Origin of the sequence: Rhodopirellula europaea 6C (assembly GCF_000338295.1) — a bacterium.
Taxonomy (GTDB): domain Bacteria; phylum Planctomycetota; class Planctomycetia; order Pirellulales; family Pirellulaceae; genus Rhodopirellula; species Rhodopirellula europaea.
In genome coordinates, this window is record NZ_ANMO01000202.1 from 22,671 (window position 1) to 38,952 (window position 16,282).

General features: G+C 55.7%; 10 protein-coding genes. 7 read left to right on the plus strand and 3 right to left on the minus strand.

Annotated features, from left to right (window positions below; translation table 11 throughout):
* Positions 1 to 49: 49 nt before the first annotated feature.
* Together floA and RE6C_RS20420 are read left to right on the plus strand one after the other, a co-directional pair.
* Positions 50 to 1,087, plus strand: a complete 1,038-nt coding sequence (gene floA / locus RE6C_RS20415; protein WP_008659633.1) for a flotillin-like protein FloA — start codon at positions 50 to 52, stop codon at positions 1,085 to 1,087.
* Complete coding sequence (locus RE6C_RS20420) at positions 1,084 to 1,944, plus strand: alpha/beta hydrolase family protein (RefSeq protein ID WP_008659634.1); 861 nt, start codon at positions 1,084 to 1,086, stop codon at positions 1,942 to 1,944. Before floA ends, RE6C_RS20420 begins: the two co-directional genes overlap by 4 nt.
* On the opposite strand, the gene RE6C_RS20425 is transcribed toward RE6C_RS20420, so the two are convergent.
* Positions 1,941 to 4,493: a PSD1 and planctomycete cytochrome C domain-containing protein gene (locus tag RE6C_RS20425; protein WP_039962772.1), complete on the minus strand. Its 2,553-nt coding sequence runs from the start codon at positions 4,491 to 4,493 to the stop codon at positions 1,941 to 1,943. The two genes, RE6C_RS20420 and RE6C_RS20425, sit on opposite strands and share 4 nt — an antisense overlap.
* A gap of 354 nt (positions 4,494 to 4,847) precedes the next feature.
* Between RE6C_RS20425 and ahcY the strand changes: the two genes are divergently transcribed.
* Positions 4,848 to 6,194: an adenosylhomocysteinase gene (gene ahcY, locus RE6C_RS20435; RefSeq protein WP_008659636.1), complete on the plus strand. Its 1,347-nt coding sequence runs from the start codon at positions 4,848 to 4,850 to the stop codon at positions 6,192 to 6,194.
* A gap of 201 nt (positions 6,195 to 6,395) precedes the next feature.
* On the opposite strand, the gene RE6C_RS20440 is transcribed toward ahcY, so the two are convergent.
* Positions 6,396 to 6,842 carry a YbjN domain-containing protein gene (locus RE6C_RS20440; RefSeq protein WP_231846458.1) on the minus strand — a complete coding sequence of 149 codons (447 nt, stop codon included), beginning with the start codon at positions 6,840 to 6,842 and terminating at the stop codon, positions 6,396 to 6,398.
* Positions 6,843 to 7,490: 648 nt separating this feature from the next.
* Here RE6C_RS20440 and RE6C_RS20445 point away from each other — a divergent pair.
* The 3 genes from RE6C_RS20445 to RE6C_RS20455 all read left to right on the plus strand — a co-directional run bounded on the left by RE6C_RS20445 (position 7,491) and on the right by RE6C_RS20455 (position 13,981).
* Positions 7,491 to 12,110, plus strand: a complete 4,620-nt coding sequence (locus RE6C_RS20445; RefSeq protein WP_008659638.1) for an Ig-like domain-containing protein — start codon at positions 7,491 to 7,493, stop codon at positions 12,108 to 12,110.
* Between the two features lie 173 nt (positions 12,111 to 12,283).
* Positions 12,284 to 12,601 (plus strand): HU family DNA-binding protein, encoded by a 318-nt coding sequence (locus RE6C_RS20450; RefSeq protein WP_007329747.1) that lies wholly within the window; start codon positions 12,284 to 12,286, stop codon positions 12,599 to 12,601.
* A gap of 201 nt (positions 12,602 to 12,802) precedes the next feature.
* Positions 12,803 to 13,981 carry a beta-ketoacyl-ACP synthase III gene (locus RE6C_RS20455; protein WP_008659639.1) on the plus strand — a complete coding sequence of 393 codons (1,179 nt, stop codon included), beginning with the start codon at positions 12,803 to 12,805 and terminating at the stop codon, positions 13,979 to 13,981.
* 15 nt (positions 13,982 to 13,996) lie between these two features.
* Here the strand turns inward: RE6C_RS20455 and xerD are convergent, their stop codons facing one another.
* Positions 13,997 to 14,950, minus strand: coding sequence for a site-specific tyrosine recombinase XerD (gene xerD / locus RE6C_RS20460; protein WP_008659640.1), 954 nt, complete (start codon positions 14,948 to 14,950; stop codon positions 13,997 to 13,999).
* A gap of 138 nt (positions 14,951 to 15,088) precedes the next feature.
* Between xerD and galE the strand changes: the two genes are divergently transcribed.
* Entirely contained in the window at positions 15,089 to 16,075 is a 987-nt protein-coding gene (galE, locus tag RE6C_RS20465) for a UDP-glucose 4-epimerase GalE (RefSeq protein WP_236618380.1), read from the plus strand.
* Positions 16,076 to 16,282: the final 207 nt, after the last annotated feature.

Sequence of the window (16,282 nt, forward strand, 5' to 3'; positions counted from 1 at the left end):
TTTTGATGGAACGTCAGGTTTTTGAATTGACTCACCAAGTGAAAACAACATGGCGATGATTGATCTGACTCACGATTGGCGGTTGCTTGCCCAGAACCCGCCGGGCGGATTGAATTCCAGTTCGTTGCTGCTGCTCGTCGGCGTTTTTTTGGCACTGTTCTTCGCCGCGGTATTGGGATTTTTTTTCCTTCGCTACGGGAAGCTTTGGTTTCAGGCATTCATGTCGGACGCCGATGTGCAATTGCTGAATTTGATTCGCATGCACTTCACCAAGGTCAATCCAAACGTGATCGTGCAAGCGAAGGTGATGGTCGCGCAAGCCGGATTGAACATCGGGCGCCGCGATGGAATCAGCACGCATCGGTTGGAGGCTCACTATCTGGCCGGTGGCAATGTGATGAATGTTATTCATGCGATCATCGCTGCTCATCGAGCTCAGATTCCTTTGGAGTTCGATCAGGCGGCGGCGATCGATTTGGCTGGTCGCGATGTGTTGGACGCGGTTCAAACCAGTGTGTATCCAAAGGTGATCGATTGCCCCGATCCGAAACGCAGTGGAAAAACGACACTGAGCGCGATCACCAAGAACGGTGTCGAACTGCGGGTTCGCACTCGCGTCACGGTTCGAACGAACATCGAGCAATTGATTGGTGGGGCAACCGAAGACACTGTGATCGCTCGAGTGGGTGAAGCGATCATTAGCTCGATCGGATCCGCTGAGACGCATTTCAAGGTTCTGGAAAACCCAGACATGATCACCCGCGTGGTTCTCTCGCGTGGGCTCGACGCTCAAACCGCGTTCGAAATTGTTTCGATTGATATTGCTGACATTGATGTTGGAGAAAACATCGGTGCTCGTTTGCAGAACGATCAAGCGGAAGCGGATACTCGAGTCGCTCGTGCCCAGGCAGAACGCCGCCGAGCAGAGGCCATTGCTGCTGAGCAACAAATGAACGCTCGCGTGTCCGAAAACCGTTCGCGTTTGGTACTGGCGGAAGCCGATGTTCCGCGTGCACTCGCCGAAGCATTCAAAGCCGGCCGTATCGGAAACGTGGTCAACGGTGCGGCGGCGGAAGGCTCGGCGTGAGTTCGGACATTCGATCTTTGGCCGGTGAACCGGTTGAGGGACCTTTTGAACGTCATTCTTATCGAGTGCGTTTCAGTGGCGGCAACGGTTTTGAGTTGGCAGGAATTGTCGATCGACCTCGAGAGCGATCGACGAGCGAATTGCTTGCGGATGCTCCCGTGGCCGTGTTCAGTCATTGCTTCACCTGCAGCAAAGATCTAAAGGCCATCGCACGAATTTCGCGACGTTTGGCGGAACTGGGCGTCAGCGTTCTGCGATTTGACATGACTGGATTGGGCGGAAGTGACGGCGATTTTTCTCGCACGCATTTCACATCGAACCAAGCTGATTTGAGGGCTGCGATTCAGTTTGCCGGAACCGAGTTGGGTGCGGTGACGGGGCTCATTGGACACAGTTTTGGTGGCGCCGCGTCGCTGGCGGTTGCTTCGGATGAATCGGCTCGACCGGAAACGTTGAAAGCCGTCGTTGCCATCGCGGCACCCAGTGACACGGTTCATTTGGCCAATTTGCTGGACCGAATGAATCCAAAGATCCAAGAAGAAGGACTGGGTGAAGTTGAGATCGGCGGTCGTCGCTGGACGATACGCCGCGAGATGCTGGATGATTTCCGAACCCATCAACTCGCCGACCAATTGCCGAAGGTGCGTGCTCAGGTCATCGCGTTTCATTCACCCGCTGACGAGACCGTTGGATACGATCACGCTTTGCGGATCTCGAGTTTGATCAGCTGCGAAAACGGGCAACCCGGATGCAGCGTGGTCACGCTCTCCGGGGCCGATCATCTTTTGATCCGGCATCCCGGGGACGCGATCTTGGTGGCTGATACAGCAGCGGCCTTTTTAAATCGTCACCGTTAGAAAACGAAGACGAATTCGTTCCAGTTCATTACGCTCAGTGCGTACAACGCGTTGGCTCGCTCCGGGCCAACTTCGTACTTGGCAATCAGCTCATTGATCAGTTCGACACCTTCTTCAATTTCGATGTCGAGTGCCGGACGCATGAGGACTTGTTCGATCACCGCCGAAACGAATGCCGTTGAGTCCGCGTCGGCAGGCAACCGCGAGCGGACTGATTTGGCCAGCTTGTCGGCTTCTTCGTGGATGAAGTCGCTGTTCAAAAGCGACATGGCTTGACCTGGTTGAAGCGTCGCAAAACGAGCCTCGCAGGTTGTGTCAGGTTCTGGGAAGTCGAACGCGGACAACAGTGGAGTCAGCAACGATCGTTTGACGTGAATGTAAACGCTGCGTCGGTTGCGTTCCGCTTCACTGGAGTTGCCCCAGCCTTGACCCGGTTTGGATTGGCCGGCCAGGACTTCGGCCGAAAGACTTGGATAAAAACTCGGTCCATAGCTTTCGCGATTAAGTGATTCGTTGACGGCCAAGATTGAATCGCGAACTTCTTCGGCACTCAATCTGCGGGAATCGAATCTCCAGAACAAATCGTTCGCCGGATCGATCGAGCTGGATGACTCGTTGATCTCGGAAGACATTTGGTACGCCTTGCTGGTGCAGATCAAGCGATGCAGATCTTTCAATTTCCAGCCTCCGTCCACAAGACGATTGGCAAGGTAGTCGAGCAATTCTGGATGGGTCGGAGGAACGCCAAGTCCGCCGAAGTTGTTTGGCGATCGGACAATGCCTCGCCCGAAGTGGTGCTGCCAAACTCGGTTCGCCATCACTCGTGAGGACAACCGGTTGTCGGAACTAGTCACCCAGTCGGCGAAGACGCGGCGGCGTTCGTCTGGCGTCATTTCAGGTGGAGTCTCTTTGAAGATCTCCGGGAACCGAGGTGTGACGGGATCGGTCGGCGAATGAGGATTTCCGCGGAACAACACAAACGTTTCTTCGATCGGACGCAGCTTACCGAGTCCGAGGACTTGGGCGCGATCAGGAAGATCGTTGTGCTTTTCTGCGACGAGTTTGAGTGCCGCTTTGATTTCGTCGTATCGTTTGCGTTGTTCCTTTGAGAGCAACGGACGCAGTTTCTTTTTCAAGATGCGTTCGCGTTGTCGCTTGGGGCCTTCGGTTGCGCGTTGATCGGGGGCCGACATTTTGGTGATGCCGTCCTGCTCGATCTTTGTCGCTTCTTCTTCGAGCTCGCGTCGTTCGGCATCGAGTTTCGCGTAGGCTTCGTTCAGCCCAGGTTCGGAGACATCAATTTGGTTGTTCGATGTTTGGTCGCCTCGGGTTCCGTAACGACTGACGTCGGCGAAGAATGCCAGCATGCCGTAGTAGTCTGTCTGCGGAATTGGATCGATCTTGTGATCGTGACAGCGAGCGCAGTTGATCGTCAGACCGAGGAACGTCTGACCTGTTACCGCGACCAAATCGTCCAGCTCGTCGTAACGAGCTTGCAACGGATCGGCGGGCTCATCGTCCCAGATACCGAGTCGGTAGTAGCCGGTTGCGGTGAGCGATTCGGTGGTGACTTCATCAAGCAAGTCACCCGCAAGTTGCTCTCGAACAAATTGATCGTACGGTTTGTCTTCATTGAATGACCGAATGACGTAGTCGCGATACTTCCATGCATTGGGTTTGGGGTTATCGCGTTCGAACGAATTGGTTTCGGCATAGCGGACCAAGTCCAACCAGTGACGTCCCCAGCGTTCACCGTAGTGAGGTGACTGCAGCAAGCGTTCGATCAGATTCTCGTAGGCGTCGGGGGCGGTGTCGCTGAGGAAGTCGGCAACCTCTTCTGGTGTTGGTGGCAATCCAGTCAGGTCGAGTGTCACCCGGCGAATCAATGTTCGGCGATCTGCGGGTGCGTTTGGTGTCAGTCCCGCGGCGAGCAGCGAGTCCAGTAGAAACGCATCGACGGGATGGCCGGACTTTTTCCAGTCCTGAACCACGGGATCAATTTTCGCTTGTTCGTCATTTGATTTGGCTTGGGCGACGATGTGCTTTTGGATTGCATCGGACATGTCTGGCGGCGACACATCCTGCACTGGCTCATACGCCCAGTGCTTGGTGAACGTGGCACCTTCTTCAATCCAACGTCGAATGAGTTCCACTTCTGCTTCGTCGAGCGGTTCGCCCTCCGGTGGCATCAATTCGTAGTCATCATTGGCAACAATGCGTTCCAGCAAGTGGCTGGCATCTGCGTCGCCCGGCACGATCAGCCGCTCGCCCGAGTCGCCTTCGATGATGGCTGTTTCAGCGTTGTGAAGTCCCAAGCCGCTTTCAGCCTGATCGGGGCCGTGGCAGGAATAGCATCGCTTTGCCAGCAGCGGTTTGATCTCCGTCGCGTAGTCGACTTCCGCTTGAGCAGTTGTGCTGAAACAGAAGCAGCTCGCTACGGCGACGGCAAATCGCAGTATCCGTTTCGCCGCCGGGGCTTTGTTCAGGTTTTGCAGGTGAACTGGCATCGGTTTGGTGAGCATGAGGGTGGGACCGCACATCGCGTTCATGCGTGACTCGTGAGGGCGAGATAGGTGGGAAAACAGGCGGTGACGCTATTTCTTAGAGTTTTAGGTGTCTTCGGTGAGTCAGTATAGCCTATCGACTCGCATTTGCGAAACGAAAGATCTGAATCTGAACTCTCAAATGGGGATGGCAAAAAAACTGGTTCGTCTATACTTTGCGCGCTTTCGAAGCCAGCCGATCGGGCGTTTTCCCGATCAGCCCACCAAGACGACGCTGCGTGCGGCGGATTGTGGACCAGCAGGAGTCCCTGTGATCGGTCCCCAACCCCTCTGACGCCCGTCGTTTGAGGGCTGTTTTCAATGCGCTGGCTTTTCCACGACATTTGAGAGACAGAAGTAGTGTCCCAAGCAGAAACGACAAAATTGCCTTACAAGGTCAAAGACATTTCGCTGGCCGATTACGGTCGCAAAGAAATCGAGTTGGCTGAGAACGAGATGCCAGGTTTGATGGCACTTCGCAGCAAGTACGGAGCGGAGAAGCCTTTGAAAGGGGCTCGAATCGCTGGTTGCTTGCACATGACCATCCAAACCGCCGTTTTGATTGAAACGTTGGTTGAGCTTGGTGCCGAAGTGACTTGGAGCAGCTGCAATATCTTCAGCACCCAAGACCACGCGGCGGCTGCCATCGCAGCGGCTGGGATTCCCGTCTACGCCTGGAAGGGCATGACCGAGGAAGAATTCGATTGGTGCATCGAGCAAACGCTGGATTTCCCATCGGGCGAAAAACTCAACATGATCTTGGACGATGGTGGTGACTTGACCGCCATGGTTCACGATCGATTCCCTGAATTGCTGGACAACATCTACGGCATCAGCGAAGAAACCACCGCTGGCGTTCACCGTTTAGAAGTGTTGAACAAATCGGGCAAGTTGCGTGTTCCTTCGATCAACGTCAACGACTCGGCCACCAAGAGCAAGTTCGACAACCTGTACGGTTGCCGCGAATCTTTGGCGGACGGTGTCAAGCGAGCGACCGACGTCATGTTGGCAGGTAAAGTAGCCGTCGTTTGCGGTTACGGCGACGTTGGAAAGGGCTGTGCACACAGCCTGAAAAGCTATGGCTGCCGCGTTTTGGTTACCGAGATCGATCCCATCAACGCGCTTCAAGCTGCGATGGAAGGCTTCGAAGTCACCACGATGGAAGAAGCTTGCAAAGAAGGTCGTTTGTACGTCACCACGACGGGCAACAAAGACATCATCTTGGGCGAGCACATGAAGCAAATGCCCAACGATGCAATTCTTTGCAACATCGGGCACTTCGACACCGAAATCGACATCGCATGGGCCGAGCAACAAGTTGCTGATGGCAAAGCGACCGTCAGTGAAATCAAACCATCGGACATCGGTGCGGTGGATCGTTTCACTTTCAGTGACACCGGCCGAAGCATCATCATCTTGGCCAAGGGCCGTTTGGTGAACCTCGGATGTGCAACCGGGCACCCAAGCTTTGTCATGAGCAGCTCGTTCACCAACCAAGTGCTCGCTCAAATGGAGCTGTACCAGAACCGTGACAATGACAAGTACGGCGTTCAGGTTTACTTGTTGCCAAAAGAATTGGACGAAGAAGTTGCTCGTCTGCACTTGGAAGCAATCGGCGTGAAGCTGACCAAGCTGACTCAAGAGCAAGCCGATTACATCGGTGTGCCAGTCGAAGGCCCATACAAGCCAGACCACTACCGCTACTAGGCCGCTGCTGCGGACGACGTGGGCTCTCGAAAGAAAGCTACGTTTGCCAAAACGTGGGCCACCATCCGATGAGTGTGCCCACGGCTGAAACAGGCAGGCAAAAAGCCACAACGATTTGTGGCTCTATCACATAAAAACAGCCGGCCGGGAAAGTCCCGGTCGGCTGTTTTCGTAGGTTGGCGGCGTGTGTCGCAAGCGGGTTTACATTTCCGCCGCTTCGATTGCCAATTTTACGTCTTCGTTGCCGTAGATGATGGACAGGAATGCGGGTACGTAACGATCGACCATGGCTCCACCGACATAGAGGATGTGGTCCAGGACATCGTCGTCTGGGAAGTCATCGCCCAGAGGAATGGAGGTTTGGTAACGCAGTTCGCCGTCTTCCATGTCGAGTTCGAAGCTTCCGACCTTCAGCCCGTAGTTGGCGCGGCAAACCGCTTCGGCGATCGCCCGTCGGCTGTTTTCGGGGATTTTGTTGGCCGGGTGAGAGAAGACTTGGATGAGAGAGTCTTCGACCACGATCAAAACGCGAATGTCACCGTGTTTTCCGTCGAACATCATCCGGAAGAAGCTGTTTTCGCTGTCTTGTTCGTATTTGATCTCTCCACGGTCCAAATAAGCAGAAAACTGGTCGACTTGGGCAGACATCCCGGCGGCTCCTCGGTGGATGTGGTTCTGGCAATAAACGGGCGAGATTGGCCTGGCCCCAATCTTTCGACGTCGATCTTCCGTGGATGGTTCGCGGCCAGGACGGCTTCGCCACTGTTTCATCATGACTGCCAACGGTGGTCGAGTCGACCCGCATCGGCCAGCTGGGCCCCTCGGAGGAACTGGGCGTCCCTGGGGAAGCATCGCGAGGGTGATCCGAGGGATTTCCCGTAGACCAGCCTGCCTGATCGGCAAGAATTGCCTGAGCGTCCAGATCAATTGGAACCAATCTGCGACGGAAAACGTCGTATTGAGGACGTGAAAGTCCCCCTTTTCAATAGAGCGTGTCGTCATTGCTGCGGCAGGCGTGCGCTCGGCAAGCCTCAAAATCGAAACATTCCACACGGGTTTGGCTGAGAAATTGGTTGAAGTGCTGGTTGGGTTTGGATCCTCCTGCGTGCCGGCTTTAACCTGAAACGGTGCGTTAAACCGTACCGATTAGCTTGACCGGCGCGGCTGTGCCGAAAAAGCTTGTCACAACGACTCCGCGTCGTCGAATAACCACCGATATCCCCCGGATTTTGGGCCCTGAGCTTTCAGGGGCAGCGACCAAAACTGGAACTCCTTCAGCTGAAGAAAATTCCGCCGATGAACTTCGACAATTCTTCCCGCCGTCCATCTGCTTCCAAACGCTCGTTCCAAGGTCAGGTTCGACGACGTTTGATGTCTTGGATCCAAGGAACGTCCGCTGCACCGTCTGGTGAACCAGTCCAGCGAGGGCGCTTGCAGTTGGAGTCATTGGAAAAACGTCAGATGATGGCTGGCGACGTGGATCTTTTCGCGACGGAAGGCTTCTTTGGTTCAGCTGGCGAATCTTCGGCGGCGGTGGAAAGTTCTTCGACCGATCGTGGAACGTCTGACCGTGCTGCGGAAGGCGAGCCGGGGCAGGACCTGGTGCAGTTCGCGAAAGATCTGGATGCGGCCGGCGTGACGTTTTATGGTGCCCACTGGTGCCCGGCTTGTACCCAGCAAAAACAATTATTCGATGATGGACGCGATGATCTTCCATTTGTCGAGGTCACGTTGCCTGATCGAACGCAGGATCCTCAGTTTTCGTCGTTGAATATCAGCGAGTATCCAACTTGGGTCTTCCCTGATGGAACTCGATTGACTGGAGTTCAATCGCTCCAAACCCTGAGCACGCGAAGCGGCGTTGCGATCCCAACTTCGGACAACGAAAATCCTTCGTTTGAAACGATCGATGCCCAAACCGTCGAACTTGGTTCGCCGCTGCACATTCCAATCGACGGTTACGACGCGGAAGGTGGTCCGCTGACCGTGACCGTGTCGGTGGCCAATCCGAACTTGGTGGAAGCCACTGTTCTGAGCGGAAATCGTTCGCTCCGTTTGGACATGGACGGCTTTGGCGACATGGTGTTCGAGTTGTTCGAGCAGCGCGCTGAGCGTCCGACCGAACGAGTTATCGACTTGGCCAATAGCGGCTTTTACGACGGTCTGATTTTTCACAGAGTCGTCAATGGCTTCGTGATTCAAGGTGGTGACCCCACCGGCACCGGAACTGGCGGATCAACTCTGGGTGACTTCGACGACGAGTTCCATCCCGATCTGCAGCACAACCGAACGGGCGTCCTGTCATTCGCGAAGTCGTCCGATGACACGAACGATTCGCAGTTCTTCATCACAGAAGTCGAAACGGACTTCCTCGACTTCAACCACTCTGTTTTTGGTCAGTTGGTGGAAGGAGAAGACGTGCGTGAAGCGATCAGCAACATGCAGGTCAACAACAGCACGTCGAACAAGCCGACCACAGACATCGTGATCAACAACGCGACGATCTTTGACGACACCGAGAACTCGGTGATCATGCTGAAAGGATTGGGCGGCACGGGTAGCACGACCGTGACGGTGACGATCACGGACTCGGACGGCAATTCGTTCGACCAGGTGGTTCCAGTGACCATCACGGATCCTCCGTCCGATCGACGCAATGCTCAGCCCTACCTGGAAGACATCAACGTCCCAGCCTCGTCACCCAAAACGACCCCGGTTGAGCTGCAACTGGAAAGCTTTGACCTGGAAGGCGACGCGGTTCAGTACTTCGTCAGCGGTGGCGTGACGGGCGGTACCGCCACGGTCAATGCATCGACCGGTTTGTTGCAAGTGACGCCGGCCGCGAATGTTTCGGGGACGCAAACCGTTTCGCTGACCGTTGGAGTCGCTGCTGCATCCAATGCAGGGTCGAATTCGGACTTGCAAAGCCTGGTCTTTACGTTCACTGATAGCAATACTCAAGCTCCTGCCGCACCATCGTCGTTGGATCTGCGTTCCTCGTCTGACACGGGCAATAGCAGCGGCGACAATCTGACCAATGCAGCGTCGTTGACGTTTGATGTTTCCGGTGTCACGACGGGAGCAACGGTTCAAATCATCAACACAGCGGACAACACGGTTGTCGGTGTTGGAACGGCAACGGGCGGATCGATCGCGATCACAACCAGCAACCTGGCGGCGATTGGTGATGGCACCTACAGCTTGGCGGCTCGGCAAATCGTTGGCGGTGTCACCAGTGGCACATCGACGGCTTTGTCCGTGACATTGGATCGAACCGATCCTTCATTCACATTGCCTGCCAACTCCACCACGGGCAACGTTGGTGCTGCTTACCAAGCCAATTTGTCTAGTAGCGAAGAAGGCAGTGGTGCAACTTACAGCCTGACAGTTTTCCCCGCCGGAGCCACGATTGGCTCATCGACCGGGATCATCAATTGGACACCCACCGCGGCTCAATTGGGGGCGAACGACTTCACGGTCGAGATCAGCGATTTGGCTGGCAACACTTACACGGAATCGTTCTCCGTGACGGTTGCTGAAGAAGCCTTGGCCCGTCTGGAAGTGCGTCTGACGGACTTGGACGGCAACGTGATCGACTCGGTCGACGTCGGCCAGGAGTTCTTCTTGCAGTTGATTGGTGTCGACGCTCGGGACCTGAGCGAGCGTGGCGGGATTTACTCCGCGTACGCCGACATCGAATTTGATTCTTCGATCGCTGACTTTGTCCCCGGAACGTCAATCGAGTACGACAACGATTTCGACTTCCTGCCCCGCGGAACTTTGACCAGCGGTCTGTTCAATGAGATTGGTGCGGCGAGCAGCCGTTTCTCGCCAACCAATTTGCAAGATTCGGTGATGGCAACGGTTCGCATGCGTGCGATCTCCGACGGTTCGTTGACCTTCACCACCAACCCAGCTGACGTCAGTGCAAACGAGACATTGTTGTTCTTCAACAACGATCGTTTGCCCCCCGGTTCGGTTAACTATGGCAGCACCACGTTGACTGTTGGCGATGTCACCACGAACAATCCACCGGTTGGTGTCGATGACACATTCACGGTGATTTCGGGTTCGGGCCAGAACACGTTGGATGTCTTGGCCAATGAAGCGTCCACTGCCGATCCTGGTGAAACGCTGACGGTCACGGCCGTTGGTACGGCCAGCAACGGAGGCACGTTGAGCATCGCGTCCAACGGTTTGTCGATCAACTACACGCCACCAGCCGACTTCATCGGGGCAGATACATTTCAATACACCGTCAGCGATGGAACCAGCACTGATACGGTGCAAGTGACCGTCAACATCCAAAGCGATGACAATGCACCAACCGCGGTGAATGATGCGTTCCCCGCATCAGGAACGATCTTGGAAGACTCCGACGCGGTAACCTATGACGTTCTCGCGAATGACACGACGGACGCGGACAACGAATCGTTCACGATCACCGGCGTTGGATCTGCGTCCAACGGAGGCCAGGTCTCGATCGTTAACAGCGGAACGGGAATCTCTTACAAGCCGGCTGCCAACTTCAACGGCACCGAAACGGTGACCTACACCATCCGGGATACCGGAGGTGGGTTGTCGACGGCGACGGTGACCTTCACCGTCACTGCGGTGAACGATGCTCCTCTTAGCGAGAACGTGACGGTCGACACCGTTCGCGGTACGAGCAACGAAGCGGTGATGACGCGTGACGATCTTCCTGCGAACGTCGACGCTGGCGAAGTGTTGCAGTTTGTTAATCTCAGCACGCCGTCGGCGGGCGGGACCGTGACGGTTAGCTCAGACGGTTCGAGCATCCTGTACACGCCGCCGAGCAGCACTTTCACCGGCACCGACACATTCACTTACCAAGTGCAAGACGCGGGCGGATTGTCGAGCTCAACCGCTACCATCACGGTGAACATTGCGGACTATCTCGCTCGAGCCTTCAACTTCGAATTTGATTCGATCGGTGCTTTGTCGAGCAGCTTCTACGACGCGGCGATCTTGACTGGTACCAACGCACGTGGCGAATCGGTTTCGATTCCGTTGTCGGATTCTTCCGTTGTGGTTTCAGGCGGCACGATCAGTGTTCCGGACATGTTGCCCGGTTCTTACAAACTGACTATCCCAGCGGTTCCTTTCTTTGAAGGTGGCGAGGAAGCTCGCGAAATTGACATCGAAAGCGATCCCGATGAATCGGACGAAAACCTTTCGTTGAGCTTCGGCCGATTGTTGCCTCAGTACATCCGCGTGAATGATTGGTTCGGTTCCGCACCGGCTCGCCGAGTGGTCGCTGCGGTTTTGCCAGGCAGCAATGCTTTCTACATGCAGTCCAGCGACGCTGCGGACTCGCGTTTGAGTGACGTGGAATTGTCGCTCAATGCTGCCGGCACCAGCATCACCGTTAACGCCACGGAATCAACCACGGCTGACGGCGCAACCACAACGGCTCAGGTCAGTGGTACCGCTAGTCTGGACGACGGAAGTGCACTGGAAGTACGCGGACAAGTTGGCGACTTCCGCTTGTTGATTCTCAACTTCGATGAGACCGGGATCGAGCTGGAAACACCAGCCTCGAGCTCGACTGCCAGCACGGAATCATCCTCGACCCAAGCTGCTGGTGAACCACTTGCTTCTGCCGTGACGATGGCTGATGCCACGGTTCCGGTCAGCGAGCTGGGAACCTCTCGAATTCAGAGCAGCGTCGAGCCAACCGGTGAGCCAATCGAGGTCCTTTCAGGGGACTTTGAAAAGGTCGTGTCCGGGTCGAATGACGCCAGACAAATAGACGCAGCGATGCCAGAAGTCACTGGCAATTTGACCCGAATTTCGGACGCCGAAGACGTGGTTGCGAGCGGTGTAACGGGCCAGCCTCGATTGCTCGGGGAAGCTGTTGATGAGGTCTTGACAGGCGTTTCTGGGTCGAACTGACCCGATTTCGACCCTCGAAATCAAGAAAAGGCTGAAAAACACGGGGTTTTCGGCCTTTGGAAGGGTTGCGGAGCGACCACGCGGGACATAACACTTGTGCCGCATCGGAGGGGAATCCCGACGTTCTAACTCCTACTCACTATTTAGTTCTCCCATTTTTGCAGGTGCCGCTCATGGCCAAAGTACCGCCCAAACCACCGACGAAGACTCAAATCATCGCCAACATTGCAGAAGAGACCGAACTGACCAAGAAAGACGTTGCTGCAGTCCTCGACTCGTTGGCCGCTGAGATCGAAAAGTCGCTGCAAAAGGGTGGCCCCGGACAATTCGCAATCCCAGGTCTTTGCAAGATCGTGTTGAAGGACGTTCCCGCCAAGCCAAAGCGCAAAGGCCGCAACCCTGCCAACGGCGAAGAAATCTGGTTGGCTCCTAAGCCCGCCAGCAAGAAGCTGACCATCCGCCCACTGAAGGGCCTGAAGGAAATGATCTGATCAGTTGATCAGCTTCCTTCGAAGTTCGAATTGGCTGCCCTGCATCGCGTTTTGCGTTGCGGGGCAGTTTTCGTTTGTGGGCGGAACGATTGCGCCATGAGGCACCGTTCCGGTAGGCGATCGTCGAATCGGGATGCCAGCGAGAGGCAATCCCGCTATACTTCACCCGCTTTTCATCCATGACCTTTTCTCGGCGGCAACATGATCGAAACATCCTCGAACGTCACCGCCAATGACTTGGCCGCGAAATCTGTGAACGAAGAATCCACCGCTGAATCGACTGCTGTTCCAACCGAAGCTGCTTCGACAGTGATGCCCGGCGACGCGACGACCCGCGGCCGGATGGGAAATTTGAAAGGGGTTCGCATTGCAGGCACGGGATCGTATGTTCCCGAACGCATCGTCACGAATGAAGACTTGGCCGCGCTGGGGTGCGACAGCGATTGGATCGTTCGCCGAACCGGTATCCTGCAACGTCGACACGCGGAGCCTGGTCAAGCGACCAGCGATCTTTGCTATGAGGCCGCCCTTCGTTGTCTTGAGAACGCGAATGTTTCGGTCGACGAAATTGATCTGATTCTGGTTGCCACGATCACACCAGATCACCCAACACCATCGACCGCTTGTCACTTGCAGCGCCGTCTCGGTGCGGTTGCACCCGCGATGGACATTGGCGCCGCATGTGCCGGGTTCATGTACGCGTTGGTGACTGGTGCCCAATTCGTATCCAACGGAAACGCTCGCAACGTGTTGGTCATTGGTGCTGACTTGATGAGTCGCACGGTTGATCCTGAGGACAAGAAAACCTACCCGTTGTTTGGTGATGCCGCCGGTGCTGCTCTGTTGGTTCCATCGATCAAAGACGAATGCCAGTCATCAGATTGCAATGGGGCAGCGGCTGAGTCCACGGTTCAGTCCGATGGACTGTTGGCTTATCAGTTGGGCAGCGAAGGATGCGGTGGCGAAATGCTGTGCATACCCGCCGGTGGATCCCGATCGCCGATCACCACCGATGGCGAAAACTCTGTCAGTCGCTATCTGCAGATGGATGGTCGTGGTGTCTTTAAGTGGGCTGTACGAGTCTTCGACGAGAGTGCCAAGGACGTTTTGCGAGCGGCCAACGTTTCATCGGATCAACTGAGCTTGGTTGTTTTGCACCAAGCGAACCAGCGGATCATTGATTCAGCGGTTTCCGATCTGAACGTGCCGCCTGAAAAAGTGTTCGTCAATCTCGACAAGTACGGCAACACATCCGGAGCCAGCATTCCGCTCGCATTGGACGAAGCCGCACGTGCCGGCCGCTTGACAGAAGGCGACCTGTTGTTGCTATGCGGCTTTGGTGCGGGCTTGGCCTGGGGCACCGCTTTGTTGCGTTGGTAGCGAACTCAGGGACGCTCACGCTCGCGGGTGAAAGTCCCGGTGCACGCGTTGCAGACGAGAGTGTTCGACGTGTGTGTAGATCTGGGTCGTCTGAATGCTGGCGTGTCCAAGCATCTCTTGGACCTGCCGAAGGTCAGCTCCGCCGGCCAGCAAGTGAGTTGCGAAACTGTGCCGCAAACTGTGTGGGCTGATCTCGTCAGAGATCCCTGCTCTCTTGGCATAGCGTTTTACGAGACGCCACAACTGAATTCGGTCGAGTGCTTTACCGCCTCGCGATAGAAACAGTTCGTCGATCTGCCCCGGATTTCGATCGGCCAAAATGTGGCGGCTTTCTGCGAGGTAGAGCTGAATCGCCTGGATCGCTCGGCCACCGATCGGGACCATCCGCTGCTTGTCGCCTTTGCCGTGGCAGCGAAGCGTCTTCTCATCGAGTGTCAGGTCGCGAACGCGGAGGGTGCAAACTTCCGAAGCTCGGCAGCCGGTGGCGTAGAGCACTTCCAGCAGGGCACGATCTCGTTGCCAGAACGAATCGGACTTTTTGACTGCGGAAAGAAAGGCCTCGACCTCGTTGGGCGATAGGACGCCCGGCATTCGTTGCCAAGCCTTCTGGGTTGCCAATAGTTCGGCCGGATTGTCGACCGTGATGCCTTCGAGCTGCAGGTATTTGAAGAACGTCCGGATCGCGACAATTGCTCGCGAGATGGACGCCGGGGCCAGGCCTTCGCCGTGAAGTGATGCGACGAAATCAGACAATTCAGTGATTGTCAGGTCCGCGGGGCGGCGTCCGTCCATCCAGGTGACGAAGCGCTTCATGTCGCGTCCGTAGGCGGCAACGGTGTTGTCGGCGAGATGACATTCGCGTTTCAGATAAACCAAAAATTCATCACAAACCGCTTGACCGGCCGAAGGAGCCACGGATTCTGTCTGTCCGGACTTCAATTGCTGCAGTTTTGTGAGTCGTTTAGCCACTCTGGTGTGCTCGACGGCGTTCAAGGACGCACAACGTATGTGCTCTTCATTGGATCGATTCCAATGAGTTATCGTCTTGGACGCTCGTCGCCGCCAATGTCAATTCTTCTCGAACCATCTCCTTCTCAAGATTCTTCCATGAAAGTTTTCGTCGTCGGTGGTGCCGGATACATCGGATCACACGCGGTCGCCTTGTTGCTTGATGCCGGTCACGAAGTGGTCGTGTTCGACAATCTGTCTCGCGGGCATGCTAAATCGGTTCCGGAGGGTTTGCTGGTCGAGGGCGACCTGAACGATCAGGCGAAACTGACATCTTTGTTGAAAGAGCACTCGATCGATGCGGTGATGCACTTCGCCGCCTTTGCGGAAGTCGGTGAGTCCGTTCGAGACCCCGCGATCTACTACCAAAACAATGTTGTCGCGACTTTGTCGTTGCTGGAAGCGATGCGTGCGGCGGACGTCAAGAAGATTGTTTTCAGCAGCACCACCGCGACGTACGGCCAACCGGATACCGTGCCAATTCCCGAGACCACTCCACAGAATCCGATCAATCCCTACGGATTCTCTAAGTTGGTCATCGAGAAGGCGTTGGCGGATTACGCTCATGCATACGGTTTCGCTTACGCGGCACTGCGATACTTCAATGCAGCCGGTGCTCGTCCCGATGGAACGATTGGCGAGCATCACGATCCTGAGTCGCATCTGATCCCAATCGTGTTGCAGGTCGCGTTGGGGCAGCGTGAATCGATCTCGATCTTCGGCGACGATTACCCGACGCCGGACGGAACTTGCATTCGTGATTACATTCACGTCGACGATTTAGGAGACGCTCACTTGCGAGCCCTCGATCGACTGAAACCGGGAGAAGGCATCGAAGTCAATCTTGGCACCGGTAGAGGAACCAGCGTCCGCGAGATTGTCGACGCGTGCCGGACTGTGACTGGACATCCCATCCCTGAAGTCATGGGCCAGCGACGCCCTGGCGATCCTGCTGAGTTGATTGCTGATGCGACGTTGGCGGGAGAAGTCCTGGGGTGGAAGCCTCGATACACGGACATCCAAGACATCGTGAAGACGGCTTGGAACTGGCATCAAACGCACCCCCAGGGTTACGACACGGTTTGAGCGGCCGCTTCCGCCATCGAGCTGCGGTCAGAATCAAGTTCACCGGGCGATCCTAATTCGTCACAATACGTACCAATCGGTGGGGTTGGGTTGCCCCGTGATCTCCTCCGACTGGTTGTCGTTGTCGAATTGAATCATGATGATAGAGGTCACGGCGGGTTCGGTTCGCCAAGTTCAGTTTCATTGCTAAGTCGTTGGCGTCGAATC

Excerpts from the sequence above, each read along its gene's own strand:
- floA (WP_008659633.1), top strand. The coding sequence starts at position 50 with ATGGCGATGATTGATCTGACTCACGATTGGCGGTTGCTTGCCCAGAAC.
- RE6C_RS20455 (WP_008659639.1), top strand. The coding sequence starts at position 12,803 with ATGATCGAAACATCCTCGAACGTCACCGCCAATGACTTGGCCGCGAAA.
- RE6C_RS20450 (WP_007329747.1), top strand. The coding sequence starts at position 12,284 with ATGGCCAAAGTACCGCCCAAACCACCGACGAAGACTCAAATCATCGCC.
- galE (WP_236618380.1), top strand. The coding sequence starts at position 15,089 with ATGAAAGTTTTCGTCGTCGGTGGTGCCGGATACATCGGATCACACGCG.
- RE6C_RS20445 (WP_008659638.1), top strand. The coding sequence starts at position 7,491 with ATGAACTTCGACAATTCTTCCCGCCGTCCATCTGCTTCCAAACGCTCG.
- RE6C_RS20425 (WP_039962772.1), bottom strand. The coding sequence starts at position 4,493 with ATGAACGCGATGTGCGGTCCCACCCTCATGCTCACCAAACCGATGCCA.
- RE6C_RS20440 (WP_231846458.1), bottom strand. The coding sequence starts at position 6,842 with ATGTCTGCCCAAGTCGACCAGTTTTCTGCTTATTTGGACCGTGGAGAG.